Genomic DNA, 14,948 nt, shown 5'->3' on the forward strand with positions numbered 1-14,948 from the left:
TCCCGCCATTAAGAGGAAACGCTTATGACGGGTTATGCAATGCAGATAACGTCTGCTGCAATCGCATTAATTAAAAAGCAGCAGGGACTTTCCCTGGAAAAATACCGTGACGAAAAGGGAATATGGGTTATAGGTTACGGTCACGTGATTCGCCAGTGGGAGAAATTTAACGGCCTCATTACGCCGGCTGAGGCGGAGTATTTGCTTTTCAATGATATTCAATTATGTGAGACGCTGCTGCGGGAAACGAACCGACGCCCATTAACCCAACAGCAGCATGATGCCCTGGTATTAACTCTCTTCAGTTTTGGAGAAGACTCCCCTCTGCCAGAGAAGATCCTTCAGGCTGTCGCCCGGGTGTAGTACATCGCGGCCTGCGTCCGGTTTTTGACGTCAAGACGGCGGAAAAGCGTCTCAAGATGCGCTTTTACCGTTGCCGCACTGATGTTGAGATTACGCCCAATCTCTTTATTCGACTCTCCGGCCGCCAGTAACTTCAACACCTCACGCTGGCGCTCGCTTAACAATGACAGTTCATCATGAGAGGAGTGCTGCTTCAGCCACTCGCCGGGAAAACAGACCATTCCTCGCGATACCGAATCCAGCACTGCGGAAAAGCGTTCGGGATTCGCATTGCGGGGGATTATCGCCACCACGTTGCGCTGTAGCATTTGCTCAACCCAGCGAGGCTCTTTTTTCGTTAATACCAACACCACGCGCGCCGCTGGAAAACGATCCGTAATCTCTTCCAGTAAAGCCACACCATTATCATGAATTAAATATCCATCTATCATGACGATAGCGGAGGGTGACGCGGATAATTGCGCCCATAATTCATCAGTCTGACGAGTCCCTGTCAAATCTATTTCCGGAATTAACTTCTGCAAACTGCACATCGCTCCATGAATAAATAATGACTGCCTGTCAAACATGATTACTCGCATCGTTTTACTCCTCTGAGAATAGCGAAGGGGGATTCTACAGAGGCATTTTTTAAGAAAAAACTCAATGAACGGAGAGGTTACAATTCATCCAGCTATCTTTATATTTTCCCGCATTTAGACATACCTGAATTAAGAATTTCCTTAAGAGGGTTCCCTCCTCTTAAGACCGAACATTACAGGAACATACCGCCTGAGACTTCAATACGTTGCGCATTCATCCAGCCCAGTTTGTCGCTGAGCAGGGCCGCAATGGCGTCACCAATATCATCGGGCAGGCCCACGCGTCCCAGCGCAGTTTGCGACGCCAGCATCTGGTTAAGCTCCGCATTATCCCGCACGCGTCCGCCGCCAAAGTCGGTTTCAATGGCGCCAGGCGCGATGATATTGACGGAAATACCGCGCGCGCCCAGCTCTTTTGCCTGATAGCGGGTCAGCACTTCCATCGCCCCTTTCATGGCAGCGTAGGTGCCTGAGCCTGGCTGAGTAAAACGGGCCAGTCCGCTGGAGACGTTCAGGATCCGTCCCCCGTCTTTTATTAACGGCAGCAGCTGCTGCGTGAGGAAAAACGGGCCTTTGAAATGAATGTTCACCGCATCGTCAAACTGCGCCTCCGTCGTCTCGGTATAGGGGGCATATAAGCCTGTGCCGGCGTTGTTCACTAAATAGTCAAAGGCGTCACGTTGCCAGACGTGCTGAAGGGTGTCCTTCACCTGTTGAGCAAAACGCGGAAAACTTGCCGTATCGCCGACGTTAAGCTGCAATGCGGCCGCTTTTCCGCCTTTTGTCTCTATTTCGCGCACAACGTCATGCGCCTCCTGCTGGCTGCTGTTCCAGGTCAGGATGATGCCTGTCCCTTCCGCAGCCAGCTTCAGAACGGCGTTTTTACCCAGGCCGCGGCTACCGCCGGTCACTAATGCAATACGTTCACGCATAATTCACCTCGTTTCGTCTGTGATGAAGATTGAGAAAGAGCTTATTAGATGGTAGAAAATCAATAAATACTCCTGCTAACGCTTCACTGTTTCATTCATAACAACAATGACTAACATCTATGGATAAAATACACGCAATGCAGCTTTTCCTTCGCGTCGCGGAACTGGAGAGTTTTTCCCGCGCGGCGGAGACGTTAAGCCTACCGAAAGGGAGCGTATCGCGGCAGATCCAGGCCCTGGAAAACGCGCTGGGTACGCAGCTGCTGCACCGCACTACCCGCCGCGTCAGCCTGACGCAGGACGGCATGGTTTATTATGAACGTGCAAAAGATCTGCTGATGAATCTGGACGAGCTGGACGGCATGTTCCTGCACGACCCCTCCTCCATCAGCGGTCGGCTACGCGTGGATATGCCCGTTGCCATTGCGCGAAATGTCGTCATTCCAAAACTGCCTGCCTTTTTACAGCAGTACCCCGGCATTGAGCTGGAGCTGAGCAGCAGCGACCGCCTGGTGGACGTCATCCGCGAAGGATTTGACTGCGTGGTGCGCGTGGGTAACCTGAAAGACTCCGGGCTTATCGCCCGTCCGCTTGGGAAGCTTTCGGTGATTAACTGCGCCAGCCCGGACTATCTGACGCGATTCGGCTACCCTGAGACGCTGGACGATTTGGCCTCACACGCCCTCATTCACTACTCCGCCACGCTGGGCACCCGCCCGCTGGGTTTTGAGTATTTCAACGGCAGCGCGACCCAGTGGGTAAAAACGGGAGGCGTGCTGACGGTCAACAGCACGGAAACCTACCAGGCCGCCTGTATCGCCGGGCTTGGCATTATTCAGGTCCCGCGCGTCGGGGTGCGTGATGCCCTGCGCACGAAAAAACTCGTGGAGATCCTGCCGCAGTACCGGGCTGAACCGATGCCCGTCTCCCTCATTTATCCCCACCGCCGTAACCTCTCCCGCCGGGTGCATGTGTTTATGGCGTGGCTTACCGAACTCACAAAAAGTTACGTGGACTAGTCGCAAGCTATAATTCAGTAACATCCAGCTCAACGAAAAGGAAAATGCGCGTGACGCCGGAAAATAACCCGCAACGACCGACTCAACATTTAGATTATGAACCCATCAAAAAGATGGATAACGAACCTGAAGCGTCGAAAGAGCCTGGAACGGCCAGCAAAGCGCTGGGCACCGTAACCGGTATAGCTGAAAAAATTCAGCAGATACCCGCGATTGCCCACCTGATACGCGCCGCTGAGCGCTTCAATGACCGCATGGGAAATCAGTTCGGCGCGGCGATCACCTACTTCTCTTTCCTGTCGATGATCCCCATCCTGATGGTGTCGTTTGCCGCCGCCGGTTTTGTGCTGGCGTCTCACCCGACGCTATTGCAGGACATCTTCAATAAGATCCTGAACAACGTTAGCGACCAGACGCTCGCCACGACGCTTAAAAGCACCATCAATACAGCCGTGCAGCAGCGTACCACCGTGGGTATCGTCGGGTTGCTCATTGCGCTCTACTCCGGGGTGAACTGGATGGGCAACCTGCGTGAGGCCATTCGCGCCCAGTCGCGTGACGTCTGGGAGCGTACCCCGCAGGACCAGGAGAAGATATGGGTGAAGTATCTGCGCGACTTTATTTCGCTGATTGGGCTGCTGGTGGCGCTGGTCATCACGCTCTCTATCACCTCGGTCGCCGGTTCCGCGCAGCAGATGATTATCTCCGCGCTGTATCTGGATTACATTGAATGGCTTAAGCCGGCCTGGCGCGGTATAGGGCTTGCCATCTCCATCTTTGCTAACTACCTGCTGTTCTTCTGGATCTTCTGGCGTTTGCCCCGCCATCGCCCGCGCAAGAAGGCGCTGATCCGCGGGACGTTGATTGCCGCTATTGGTTTTGAGGTGATCAAAATTGTGATGACCTATACGCTGCCGTCGCTGGTCAAGTCTCCCTCCGGCGCGGCCTTTGGTTCAGTGCTGGGGCTGATGGCCTTCTTCTATTTCTTCGCGCGCCTGACGCTGTTCTGCGCCGCGTGGATCGCTACCGCAGAGTATAAAGACGACCCGCGCATGCCGGGAAAAACCCACCACTGATGTTCTGTCGGGCTGATATTTCAGCCCGATCCATCATTTCAGCATATAAATCCAGACCGTAACTTTTATTTAACTCAAAACCAGTTTTAATGACTGATATTTAAAATGTGTGAAGCATTTCATGGAAGTGTTTTCGCTGGCCTGAAAATTATCCGCTTTTTGTTGCTTTTATGACCACGCCACGCCTTTGTTACAGATTGAAATGTCGCTTTTGCTATGCCTAATATGGCCCTTCGTTCGTCCAAAAATAAGAAAATATTATGCAAGCAACAGCCACCACACTTAACGAAGGGGCGGAACACGTTCCGGTCAACTCCCGCAATAAAGTCGTCGTCGCATCGCTGATTGGCACCGCCATTGAGTTCTTCGACTTTTACATTTATGCCACCGCTGCGGTCATTGTCTTTCCGCATATTTTCTTCCCACAGGGCGACCCGACGGCAGCCACGCTACAGTCTTTAGCCACCTTTGCTATCGCCTTCGTTGCGCGTCCGATTGGTTCAGCGGTCTTTGGGCATTTTGGCGATCGCGTTGGCCGTAAAGTGACGCTGGTTGCCTCGCTGCTGACCATGGGGATCTCTACGGTTGCCATCGGCCTGCTGCCGACCTATGAAACTATTGGCATTCTGGCGCCCGTGCTGCTGGCGCTGGCGCGCTTTGGTCAGGGTTTAGGCCTGGGCGGGGAATGGGGCGGCGCGGCGCTGCTGGCGACCGAAAACGCCCCGGCGCGCAAGCGTGCCCTGTATGGCTCTTTCCCGCAGCTGGGCGCACCGATTGGCTTCTTCTTCGCTAACGGCACCTTCCTGCTCCTCTCCTGGCTGCTGACCGATGAACAGTTCATGAGCTGGGGCTGGCGTATTCCGTTCGTCTTCTCAGCCGTGCTGGTGCTGATTGGCCTGTACGTGCGCGTGTCCCTGCACGAAACACCGGTCTTCGCGAAAGTCGCCGCGGCGAAAAAACAGGTTAAAGTTCCGCTGGGCACGCTGCTGACCAAACACCTTCGCGTAACCGTGCTGGGCACTTTCATAATGCTGGCGACCTATACGCTGTTCTACATCATGACCGTTTACTCCATGACCTACAGCACCGCCGCCGTACCGGTCGGGCTGGGCCTGCCGCGTAACGAAGTGCTGTGGATGCTGATGATGGCGGTTATTGGATTTGGCGTGATGGTGCCCATCGCGGGCCTGCTGGCGGATAAATTTGGCCGTCGTTCAAGCATGATCGTCATCACCTCGCTGATCATCCTGTTCGCGCTGTTTGTCTTCCCGCCGCTGCTGGGTTCAGGTAGCCCTGCGCTGGTGATGGCGTATCTGCTGATTGGCTTGAGCCTGATGGGACTGACCTTTGGCCCGATGGGCGCGCTGCTGCCGGAGCTGTTCCCGACTGAAGTGCGTTATACCGGCGCGTCGTTCTCCTATAACGTTTCGTCTATTCTGGGCGCCTCGGTCGCCCCGTATATCGCCACCTGGCTTCAGGCAAACTATGGCCTGTTCTATGTGGGCGTCTATCTGGCGGCAATGGCAGCGCTGACGCTGATTGCGCTGCTGATGACGCACGAAACTAAACATCAGTCGCTGTAAGATGATGCCGGGTGGCGGCTACGCCTTACCCGGCCTACGATTCACATGCAGGCCGGGTAAGCGCAGCGCCACCCGGCAAGAACGGGCCACACCTTACTTCTTCATCTGCGACAAAATCGTCCGACACTGATTCGCTTCGCCTTCTGACGGCGAAATCAACGCCAGCAGCGCCGCCGCAGGGGTGACCAGCGTGGCGAGTGCGGCGGCAACTGCACCGCGCGCAATCAGCGGCCCGGCCTTAACGCCCGCCTGCGGCTCTTTGAAGGTCCCGCGCACGTAGAGCGGCGAACGCAGGGTAATGATACGAATACCTTTACTTTCCGGATCGATGGTTAAATCCAGCTGCTCGGACGCCATGCTGGCGGTACCGGTGATGTTGATAACCGCGTTTTCCGTGTCGAAGGCGAAAATCTGCGGACGCGCCACGCCGTTGACCAGATCCACGTTTGCCGCCGCGCAGTTCACGCGCACTTCGTCGTCCCCGAAGATTTGCCCGATGATAAAGTTCCCGACGTTCAGCCCCAGGATCTCCATCAGGTTACGGCTCACCAGACCGTCGTTCATCAGCAGCTTCAGGTTGCCGTTTCCGCTGCCCAGCAGCGCCGCCACGGAGTTGCCCGTGCCGCGAATGTCCGCGTCGCCGTTCATCTCACCGAGGGTCTTCTGCATCAGCTCCACGTCCGGCATCAGCTCTTTCAGCTTCAGCCGGCGCGCCTGGATCTCCGCCCGTCCCTGCATCGGCTTTTTATCCCCCTCCAGGTGGATATTCGATGAAATGGTTCCGCCCGCCATGCCAAACTTCAGCGGTTGCAGGCGCAGGTCGGCGTTTTTCAGGATGATATGGGTTGAGAGATTGCTCAACGGCAGCGTGCTGCCATGCTCAATTTTACGTCCTTTGAAGCGCACGTCCGCATCCATCACGTCCCACTTGTCGGTTTCGAAGCGGTCATAGGGCAGTACTTTGCCCGCAGGCTGGACGTCCTTTTTGACCTCTTTTGACTTCGTGCCTTTACCCGAATCTACGCCAATCAGCGGCCCAAGATCGGCCAGACGCAGCTGGCGGGATTCAACGTCACCCTCCAGTTTCGGGCGTGGTTTCCCGGTGGTGTAGGTCAGCGTACCGTGAATATCGCTGTCGCCGATGCGGCCGTTGAACCCACGGTAGTCAAAGACGGACGATTTTTCAGCGTCGATTTTTGCGACCAGGCGCCCGTCCGTTTCGAACGGCGGGGTATCCGGCAGCAGCACGCCGGTGAGATCGTACAGTTCACCCAGCGAATCGCCGGCAAACTTAAGCTGGAGGTCGACGCCGCCCATGTTCATCGGGTCGTTAACCGTGCCCACGAACGCCACGCGGGTATTGCCCGAGCGGAAATCCGCCTGCACCGGGAATGGCATGCCCTCGCTCCTGAGCGCCAGCATGCCGCCGATTTTGCCTTTGCCGGTGAGCGGCTGGCCGTTGTAGCGCCCCTTCGCCGTCAGGCCGAAGACGTAATCGCCCGCTTTGCTGTCATCGCCTTTGGCTTTACTGCCCGTCACTTCGCTAAACGGTAGCGGCTTGCCCAGCGGATCGACGAGGATCTCCACGTCGGCCTTGCTCACCTTATCGTCAATGGCGATCCGCCCGCGATCGAACAGAATATTGTCGAGGCGGAAAGACCACGAAGAGGGCTGCGCATTCGGATCTTTATCGTCGCTGCCGGCGAGATCGAACGTCCAGTTGTTGTTTTTCTCAGACAGGCGAATCAGCCGCGCGTCGGGCTGCTGAAGTTTGATCCACGGCAGATAGACCGTTTTCGTTAACAGAGCTAACGGCGCCAGCGTTGCTTCCACGCGCGGCAGGTGGATCATGGTCACTTCGGGGATATCGGGCGGGTTGCCAAGCATAATGTCGTCGGCATGGACGTGCGGCCAGGGCACCCAGCTTCGCCAGCCGGTTTCCTCTTTCTGGCGCTCCCACACGACGCCCAAATCGCCACGTATTGCAAAGGGGCGGTTTAGCTCGGCTGAGACTTTCTGGTTGATGGTCGGTTTGAGGCGGTTCCAGTCAAACGTGGCGATAATGATGATTAAGACCACGATCAGCAACACGAAAATCCCTGCTGTCCAGGAAATCACCCTGGTTGTTTTTGTCATTGTTGTCCCCTTTCCTGATGAACTTGCCTATAAAACTATAGTTCAGACAAAGGGAAGCGGGCATATCAGAGCGTGGTTATCACCTTTTCCAGGGTATCCATAGGGACAGGACGAGAGAGGAAATAACCCTGTGCCGCGGCTGCCGGGGAATTTTGCACGTCGCGCCACTCTTCCAGCGTTTCCACGCCTTCCACAATGACGCCCTGACAATAGCGGTTCATCAGTTGCAGGAGCATAGTAAACAGGTTCCGTCCCTCCGACGTCTGGCGCAGCATAATAAACAGATCGCGGGCCACTTTGATGTAGTCATAACGCACTTCGCTCAGGGCGGAGAAGTTCGCCATGCCGGTACCGAAGTCATCCAGCCACAGCGGGCCAAATTCACACATCGAGGCAAACGACGAGTCCTGCGGCAGACGCACGTGCTCCACCAGTTCAAAGCGCATCCACGGCAGGGTGGCAATCAGCGCCTGCAACGTCGCATTCTGACGTAACGCCATCAGAGTTGGACCATCCACGTTCACCGACGCCAGAATACCGTGCTGCTCGAAGAAGGCCTGCTTCGTCGCCAGCATTCTCAGCTGCTCTTCCAGCACGTCGATGCGCTGACGCACGGCAACCTCCGCAAAATAGCGGTCCGGCGCGATACGCTGTGAAGGATTAGACGGATGAGTGACGATCGTTAATACCTCAATCGCCATTAACCGACCGTCGGTACGGTAGATGGGCTGATAGGTATACGCTCGCTCGCATTGCAGCCAGTAGCGATGCTCCTGCAAGTTCTCAATACTTGCCTCAGGCGTAGTGCTCAGCCGCTGGATAACCTGCTCTGACTTCATTTCGGATGTCCTGTTGTATGGGATAGCCTTTCTGGACTCGTCACTGAGTTATCGGCCCGCCAGGTGAGAACTTTATGTTCAATTCACCGGGAAAATGAAATTAAGATGACAGAAATATGCCGGAACACGCGCTGGCTCAAAAAAAATAATGGAACGTCGTTTTAATATGGTTGACCGTAAAAAACACACAGCGCACACTACCTTTAATTACTCTGTTCAGGTTCACGACTATGTCTAAGAAAATTGCCGTGATTGGCGAATGCATGATTGAGCTGTCCCAGAAAGGCGCGGAAGTGAGCCGCGGTTTTGGCGGCGATACATTGAACACCTCCGTTTACATTGCCCGTCAGGTCGCCCCCGACGCGCTGAGCGTGGATTACGTTACTGCGCTCGGCACGGACAGCTTTAGCCAGCAGATGCTGGAAGCCTGGCAGGGTGAAAATGTTGGGACGTCGCTGATCCAGCGAATGGAAAACCGCCTGCCGGGTCTGTACTACATCGAAACCGACAGTACCGGCGAGCGCACCTTCTACTACTGGCGTAATGAAGCGGCTGCCAAATTCTGGCTGGAAAGCGATGCCGCCGCCGCGATTTGTGAAGAGCTGGCGACCTTTGATTACCTCTACCTGAGCGGGATTAGCCTGGCGATCCTGAGCCAGCAGAGCCGTGAAAAGCTGCTGTCACTGCTGCGCGAATGCCGCGCCAACGGCGGCAAAGTGATTTTCGATAACAACTACCGTCCGCGCCTCTGGGCCAGCCGTGAAGAGACGCAGCAGGTGTACCAGCAGATGCTGGAATGCACCGATATCGCCTTCCTGACGCTGGATGATGAAGATGCCCTGTGGGGTGAAAAACCGGTTGATGAGGTTATCGCCCGGACGCAGGCCGCTGGGGTCAGTGAAGTGGTGATTAAGCGCGGGGCGGAGTCTTGCCTGGTGGCGGTGACGGGTGAAGCCGTGACAGAGGTTCCGGCGGTGAAGCTGGCGAAAGAAAAAGTGATTGATACCACTGCGGCGGGCGATTCTTTCAGCGCGGGCTATCTGGCGGTACGTCTGACCGGCGGTACACCGGAAGCGGCAGCGCAGCGCGGTCACCTGACGGCCAGCACGGTGATTCAGTATCGCGGAGCGATTATTCCGCGCGAGGCGATGCCTGCTTAAGAACGGTGCGGGCTGATGCCCTCACCCTAGCCCTCTCCCACAGAGAGAGGGCACTCAGGGTCTTACTGACCCTGAGGAATATCGCTCGCATCCTGATGCAAATCATCGGCCGCCGCCTGTACTGGCTGCGGTGCCGTCGCCATGATGGCGTTCCAGGTGGCCTTTAACTCTTTCATGTCATATTCCGGCTCACCTTTCGGCTGCAACAGAATCAACGCCATATCCTGCGACAGCTGCTGACGCAGATCCTGATTCAGCATCTCCACGGTCAGGCCGTTCAGGAAATCCTGACGCAGCTTCTGATACTGCTCCGGCGCAATGTCCACGACCTGATTCTGCAAGGAACGAATGCGCTGGCTGATTAAGATATCGGTATCGGCGCGGGCATAGGTGGCGAACAGTTTCTGCAATTCGAGGGATTTCTGCGCGACCAGCGCGTTAAACTCCTCTTCAGACAGGCCCTCTTTGCGCACTTTAGCCAGCTCTTTTGCCACCACGCCGAGATTCGCGTTCAGCTTATCGCTGGGCGATTCCACGTTAATGGCGCACTGCGCGCGCTGGAACAGCACGCGGCAGTCAAAGCCCAGGCCAATGTCTTTCACGTTGTTCTTGCTGAGCGTCTGCTGAACGTGCCAGAACAGCGCTTCACGCGCGAGATCCGCACGCCAGTAACGCAACAGCGCAGAAGACTCGCGAATCGGCTGCCAGGCGGTATCCCACATCATTGAAAGACGATCCTGACGCACGGTATCCGTCATGATGCTGACCGTCTCAGGACGCAGCGGAGAAAGCGTAGGAACCGGGGCAGGCGTTTCACGCTTCCCTTTCAGATCGCCAAAGGCTTTGTTGATTTGCTCTATCACCGCACGGCTGTCCACGTTGCCCACCACAATGAGGGTCATGGCGTCCGGGGTGTACCACTGCTGATAGAAAGATTTCACCTGCTGTGCGTCAACCGGCTGTTTCAGCGGCTCTGCCGGGTCATGACCAAGCAGCGTTGACCCTTTCAGGCGGTAGCGCCACCAGCCTTCTTTGGTATCCGTCGGCCAGGTCGCCACCATGTCGCTGTTGCTCAACGCATAGTTTACGGTCTCCGGCGTAATCGCCAGTTTGCCGGTCGCATCGGAAAGATAGGTAAGCGCTTCTTTAAGCAGATCGTTACGGTTGTTGGGCAGGCTCAGGTTAAACATGGTGTAGTCATAGGAGACCACAGCCGGGGGAAGCGGGCGTTTTGGATCGATGGCCTGTTGCCATAAAGAACGCACCTGAACCGCCTGCAAACTGCCGCTCTGGGTGAGCGCCAGTCGAGGAATAAAATGGCTTAAGCCGGTCTGCTGGGTGCTTTCTGTGAGGGAGCCGGTATTCACAGCCAGACGAATTTCAATGCGATCGCTCGGACGTTGCGGAGTGGATAATACCTGCCACTGGAAACCGTTCGCCAGTGTTCCCTGTTGCCAGGCCGGGTCTGGCTGGAGCGCATCTGCCTGCACATAACTGGCTGCTGCCATCATCAGCAAACCGCCGGTTAAGAGTCGAATTTTTGTGCCCTGCATGTGAACCCCTGATCAACATTCCTGGTTAAAGAGAGTGTCTCGCGACGTGAGCACTCAAAGATGACGATGAAAACCTTCCGATTAGACAGCGTGTTCGGCTAAACGTCACGGGCGGAAGTGAAATATACCTCAAAAAAATCTTGTCGAATTATGACAGGTATGAGCGGTTATTATGCGCAGGTGCCCGCATCCCCACAAGGGAATACGGGCATTTATGAGGGATTAAGAGGATAAACCGGGGGTTTTGTCCTCAGATGGGCGGTTATTCAGCGTATCGTTAAGTTTCTTGTGGTCCAGCTCTTTCACCCACTTCGCTACAACGACCGTCGCCACGCCATTGCCGATCAGGTTGGTTAACGCGCGGGCTTCAGACATAAAGCGGTCGATACCGAGGATCAGGGCCAGGCCCGCCACCGGCAGATGACCAACCGCTGAAATGGTCGCCGCCAGCACGATAAATCCGCTGCCCGTGACGCCCGCCGCCCCTTTTGAGGAGAGCAGGAGCACCACCAGCAGCGTAATCTGATGGAAGATATCCATGTGGCTGTTGGTGGCCTGGGCAATAAAGACCGCCGCCATCGTCAGGTATATCGAGGTGCCGTCGAGGTTAAAGGAGTAGCCCGTCGGAATAACGAGCCCCACCACGGACTTACGGCAGCCCAGCTTTTCCATTTTATCGAGCATGCGCGGCAGCGCGGATTCAGAAGAGGACGTGCCGAGCACGATCAGCAACTCTTCACGAATGTAACGGATAAATTTGAAAATGCTGAAGCCGGTCGCACGGGCGATGGAGCCGAGCACCACCACCACAAACAGAATACAGGTGATGTAGAAGCAGATAATCAGCTGGCCGAGCTGTACCAGCGTGCCGACGCCGTATTTACCGATGGTAAACGCCATCGCGCCGAAGGCACCAATCGGGGCCAGACGCATGATCATGTTGATGATGCCGAAGATAACCTGCGAGAAGCTTTCAATGACGTTGAAAATCAGCTGGCCTTTGCTGCCCAGACGGTGCAGGGCAAAGCCAAACAGCACGGCAAACAGCAGTACCTGAAGGATGTTACCGCTGGCGAACGCGCCAATTACGCTGCTCGGGATCACGTCCAGCAGGAAGGCCACAATCCCCTGATCTTTCGCCTGTTCAGCGTAAACCGCCACCGCTTTCGCATCCAGCGTGGCCGGATCAACGTTCATGCCCGCGCCAGGCTGCACCACGTTGACGATAATCAGGCCGATAATCAGCGCGATGGTACTGACAATCTCAAAGTACAGCAGGGCAACTGCCCCCGTACGGCCGACCGCCTTCATGCTTTCCATGCCGGCGATACCGGTCACCACGGTACAGAAGATGACCGGCGCGATGATCATTTTGATGAGCTTAACGAACGCGTCGCCAAGCGGTTTCATTTGCGCGCCCAGTTCCGGGTAGTAGTGACCAAGCAGAATACCGATGGCGATGGCTGTCAGGACCTGGAAGTAAAGACTTTTGAAGAGTGAGGTTTTCATAGGGTGTCCCTGGGAAGAAAAACTACAGGCTTTGTAAGGTTATGGTTAACCTGCGGCTTTAAAATAACACCCACATAACAGGACAGAAATAAACGAGGTTCAAATTTGAAACACAAATGTTAAGAACTTTGAGCTGGCTCGCACAAGCCAGCAACAAAATTACACTTTTGCGTTATTGCCAGCAGCGGCGAGATAGCGTTGCTCAAAAATATCCGACGGCACGGCACGATCAAAAAGGAAGCCCTGACCGCTCTCCACGCCTGCCGCAGCCAGCCACTCGCGCTGGGCGTCGTTTTCAATTCCCTCGGCAATCACGTGCAGATTCAGGCTGTGCGCCATCTGAATAATGGCCTGTACCATACTGCAATCCTCCGGCAGCCCCTCAACAAAGGTTTTGTCGATTTTCAGGACGTCCACCGGCAGGGTTTTCATGTGATGAAGCTGGCGCAGGCCGGAATACCCCATGCCAAAATCGTCCAGCGCAATGCGGACCCCGGCGTTACGCAGCGGTTTCAGAATGGCGACAGCGTCGTCAGGATTGTCGATACAACGGCTCTCGGTGACTTCCAGTATCAGCGTGTCGGGCTGGATGCGGTAGCGGTGGATCAGCGCAAGCGTCTCCGGCACCATGGTCGGGTGCATCAGCTGTAGCGCAGAGAGATTCACCGACAGCGGCAGCGTAATGCCCCGCTGCTGCCAGGCCGCAAGCTGGCGGCACGACTCTTCCAGCACCCAGTACCCCACGGTGACCATCAGGCCGCAGGACTCAATACGTTCGATCATCCCCTCAGGCAGCTCCCACGTGCCGTCCGGCTGCTGCATGCGCAGCAACGCTTCGGCGCTGGTCACTTCGCCCGTGCGCAAATTCACCTGCGGCTGTAGCCAGAGCGCGAACTGGCGATTGTCCATCGCCGTCAGAATGTCACTCTCTTCCGTCAGGCGCTGCTGGGCTTTTTCCATCTGCTCCGGGTCAAAGAACTGGATCTGATTTTTCCCTTTCCGGCGCGCGGTGAACGCTGCCGAGAAAGCACGTCGGTAAAGCTGCTCGGCGGTCAGGCCACCGTAGTACATCGCAATCCCGATGCTCGCGCTCGGACGAAGCTGGATACCCTGAATGGGCAGCCGTTCATTAATGACAGTGAGCACTTGCTGACCTAGCGTAATGGCCTGCCACGGCTCTTTTACGCCGTGCGCGATCACCACCAGGTCATAGCCGCTGACCTGGGTGAGCACCATGCGCGGCGCCAGAACAGATTTCACCTTTTCCACCAGCGTCAGGAGCAGCATCTCGCGCTGGCTCTCTTTCAGCACGCCCGTCGTGTCCTGCAAGGTTTCGCAGGCGATCACCATCAGCGCGGTGGGCTGCTGGCGGGCGACGGTCTGCTCCAGCAGGGCCATTAAAAACGCTTTGTTTGGCAGATCGGAAACCGGAAAACGGGTGGCATTGTTACTGAGCTCTTCCTGCTGACGCAGAACACGCTGCTGGTTGATATTGTAACTCCGGACCAGCATGCCGATTTCATCGTCGTGATGCAGGCGCGGCAAGGGTAGCTGATGCCCCATGTGCTCCTGCGGAGAGAGGTCGTTCAGCTCCCGCGCGATGCGGCGCAACGGATGAACAATTAACCGGTTGATGCACCACGTCAGCGCCACGCTCAACATTAAGGTCAAGAGTAAGTAAGTGGTTACCAACGTAGCAACCCAGCTCATGACGAATTTATACATGCGGTACGAGTCCGCCTGTAGCACCAGGTAAGCCAGCGGCTGCGGGTTAGCCGGTCTTTCCAGGGAATAGAGAGGCAGCGAAATCTGCACCGGCAGTTCAAACAGGCGCATCACCATCATCGGGACGGGACGCTCCGGGATAAAGCTCATCCGCAGCGCCTGAAACTGGTTCGGCAGTACGACGTCGGCCCGGCTCACGATACCGGCAGGCTGGATGCGCTTCAGAATGGATTCCGCCTCGGGGATATCCCCTTTCAGGATCGAGGCCGACAGAGGTTCCCGCACCGAGCGGGCAATACTTTCCAGTTGCGAAGCCGTGTTATAGCGGTTCTGCTGTACGGAATGAAACAGCAAAATGACGCAGAAGATGAAGACAAACAGCATTGTGACGGCAGACACCATCGCCATCTGTTTGATCGTTAAGGAACGGCTGACACGCAAAATGACTCTCCACAAAACTCGAAGCGCAGGG

The 14,948-nt window shown here is 55.9% G+C and carries 12 protein-coding genes; 5 read left to right on the forward strand and 7 right to left on the reverse strand.

Annotated features, from left to right (window positions below):
* Nucleotides 1-24: 24 nt before the first annotated feature.
* Entirely contained in the window at nucleotides 25-363 is a 339-nt protein-coding gene (locus tag E0L16_RS12810; RefSeq protein WP_063865344.1) for a lysozyme, read from the forward strand.
* On the opposite strand, the gene E0L16_RS12815 is transcribed toward E0L16_RS12810, so the two are convergent.
* Nucleotides 342-944: a response regulator transcription factor gene (locus E0L16_RS12815; protein ID WP_131637056.1), complete on the reverse strand. Its 603-nt coding sequence runs from the start codon at nucleotides 942-944 to the stop codon at nucleotides 342-344. The genes E0L16_RS12810 and E0L16_RS12815 overlap by 22 nt on opposite strands.
* A 173-nt stretch (nucleotides 945-1,117) precedes the next feature.
* On the reverse strand, nucleotides 1,118-1,876 hold the full coding sequence (locus tag E0L16_RS12820; RefSeq protein WP_131637057.1) for an SDR family NAD(P)-dependent oxidoreductase: 759 nt from the start codon (nucleotides 1,874-1,876) through the stop codon (nucleotides 1,118-1,120).
* A 119-nt stretch (nucleotides 1,877-1,995) separates the two neighbouring features.
* Here E0L16_RS12820 and E0L16_RS12825 point away from each other — a divergent pair, with 119 nt between their 5' ends.
* From E0L16_RS12825 to E0L16_RS12835, 3 genes are all read left to right on the forward strand, one after another.
* Nucleotides 1,996-2,895, forward strand: coding sequence for a LysR family transcriptional regulator (locus tag E0L16_RS12825; protein ID WP_063865341.1), 900 nt, complete (start codon nucleotides 1,996-1,998; stop codon nucleotides 2,893-2,895).
* 50 nt (nucleotides 2,896-2,945) lie between these two features.
* Complete coding sequence (gene yhjD, locus E0L16_RS12830) at nucleotides 2,946-3,971, forward strand: inner membrane protein YhjD (RefSeq protein WP_131637058.1); 1,026 nt, start codon at nucleotides 2,946-2,948, stop codon at nucleotides 3,969-3,971.
* Between the two features lie 260 nt (nucleotides 3,972-4,231).
* On the forward strand, nucleotides 4,232-5,554 hold the full coding sequence (locus E0L16_RS12835; RefSeq protein ID WP_131637059.1) for an MFS transporter: 1,323 nt from the start codon (nucleotides 4,232-4,234) through the stop codon (nucleotides 5,552-5,554).
* A gap of 93 nt (nucleotides 5,555-5,647) precedes the next feature.
* Here E0L16_RS12835 and E0L16_RS12840 read toward each other — a convergent pair whose 3' ends face one another.
* On the reverse strand, nucleotides 5,648-7,690 hold the full coding sequence (locus E0L16_RS12840) for an AsmA family protein (protein ID WP_131637060.1): 2,043 nt from the start codon (nucleotides 7,688-7,690) through the stop codon (nucleotides 5,648-5,650).
* A 65-nt stretch (nucleotides 7,691-7,755) separates the two neighbouring features.
* The gene (gene pdeH / locus E0L16_RS12845; RefSeq protein ID WP_063450022.1) at nucleotides 7,756-8,529 is read right to left on the reverse strand and encodes a cyclic-guanylate-specific phosphodiesterase; all 774 of its coding nucleotides are present in this window, start codon (nucleotides 8,527-8,529) and stop codon (nucleotides 7,756-7,758) included.
* Nucleotides 8,530-8,759: 230 nt separating this feature from the next.
* On the opposite strand from pdeH, the gene kdgK reads away from it, so the two are divergent.
* Nucleotides 8,760-9,689 carry a 2-dehydro-3-deoxygluconokinase gene (kdgK, locus tag E0L16_RS12850; protein WP_107534165.1) on the forward strand — a complete coding sequence of 310 codons (930 nt, stop codon included), beginning with the start codon at nucleotides 8,760-8,762 and terminating at the stop codon, nucleotides 9,687-9,689.
* Nucleotides 9,690-9,751: 62 nt separating this feature from the next.
* Here the strand turns inward: kdgK and E0L16_RS12855 are convergent, their stop codons facing one another.
* The 3 genes from E0L16_RS12855 to hmsP all read right to left on the reverse strand — a co-directional run bounded on the left by E0L16_RS12855 (nucleotide 9,752) and on the right by hmsP (nucleotide 14,917).
* A complete protein-coding gene (locus E0L16_RS12855) occupies nucleotides 9,752-11,242 on the reverse strand; it encodes a M16 family metallopeptidase (protein WP_063450024.1) in 1,491 nt (496 codons plus the stop codon).
* A gap of 222 nt (nucleotides 11,243-11,464) precedes the next feature.
* Nucleotides 11,465-12,751 (reverse strand): C4-dicarboxylate transporter DctC, encoded by a 1,287-nt coding sequence (dctA, locus tag E0L16_RS12860; protein WP_063450025.1) that lies wholly within the window; start codon nucleotides 12,749-12,751, stop codon nucleotides 11,465-11,467.
* Between the two features lie 159 nt (nucleotides 12,752-12,910).
* On the reverse strand, nucleotides 12,911-14,917 hold the full coding sequence (gene hmsP / locus E0L16_RS12865; protein ID WP_064910089.1) for a biofilm formation regulator HmsP: 2,007 nt from the start codon (nucleotides 14,915-14,917) through the stop codon (nucleotides 12,911-12,913).
* Between the last annotated feature and the right edge of the window lie 31 nt (nucleotides 14,918-14,948).

The sequence above is a fragment of the Enterobacter quasihormaechei genome, from assembly GCF_004331385.1.
GTDB classification, from domain to species: Bacteria; Pseudomonadota; Gammaproteobacteria; order Enterobacterales; family Enterobacteriaceae; genus Enterobacter; species Enterobacter quasihormaechei.

Excerpts from the sequence above, each read along its gene's own strand:
- E0L16_RS12810 (WP_063865344.1), top strand. The coding sequence starts at position 25 with ATGACGGGTTATGCAATGCAGATAACGTCTGCTGCAATCGCATTAATT.
- E0L16_RS12815 (WP_131637056.1), bottom strand. The coding sequence starts at position 944 with ATGCGAGTAATCATGTTTGACAGGCAGTCATTATTTATTCATGGAGCG.
- E0L16_RS12820 (WP_131637057.1), bottom strand. The coding sequence starts at position 1,876 with ATGCGTGAACGTATTGCATTAGTGACCGGCGGTAGCCGCGGCCTGGGT.
- E0L16_RS12825 (WP_063865341.1), top strand. The coding sequence starts at position 1,996 with ATGGATAAAATACACGCAATGCAGCTTTTCCTTCGCGTCGCGGAACTG.
- E0L16_RS12835 (WP_131637059.1), top strand. The coding sequence starts at position 4,232 with ATGCAAGCAACAGCCACCACACTTAACGAAGGGGCGGAACACGTTCCG.
- E0L16_RS12840 (WP_131637060.1), bottom strand. The coding sequence starts at position 7,690 with ATGACAAAAACAACCAGGGTGATTTCCTGGACAGCAGGGATTTTCGTG.
- pdeH (WP_063450022.1), bottom strand. The coding sequence starts at position 8,529 with ATGAAGTCAGAGCAGGTTATCCAGCGGCTGAGCACTACGCCTGAGGCA.
- kdgK (WP_107534165.1), top strand. The coding sequence starts at position 8,760 with ATGTCTAAGAAAATTGCCGTGATTGGCGAATGCATGATTGAGCTGTCC.
- E0L16_RS12855 (WP_063450024.1), bottom strand. The coding sequence starts at position 11,242 with ATGCAGGGCACAAAAATTCGACTCTTAACCGGCGGTTTGCTGATGATG.
- dctA (WP_063450025.1), bottom strand. The coding sequence starts at position 12,751 with ATGAAAACCTCACTCTTCAAAAGTCTTTACTTCCAGGTCCTGACAGCC.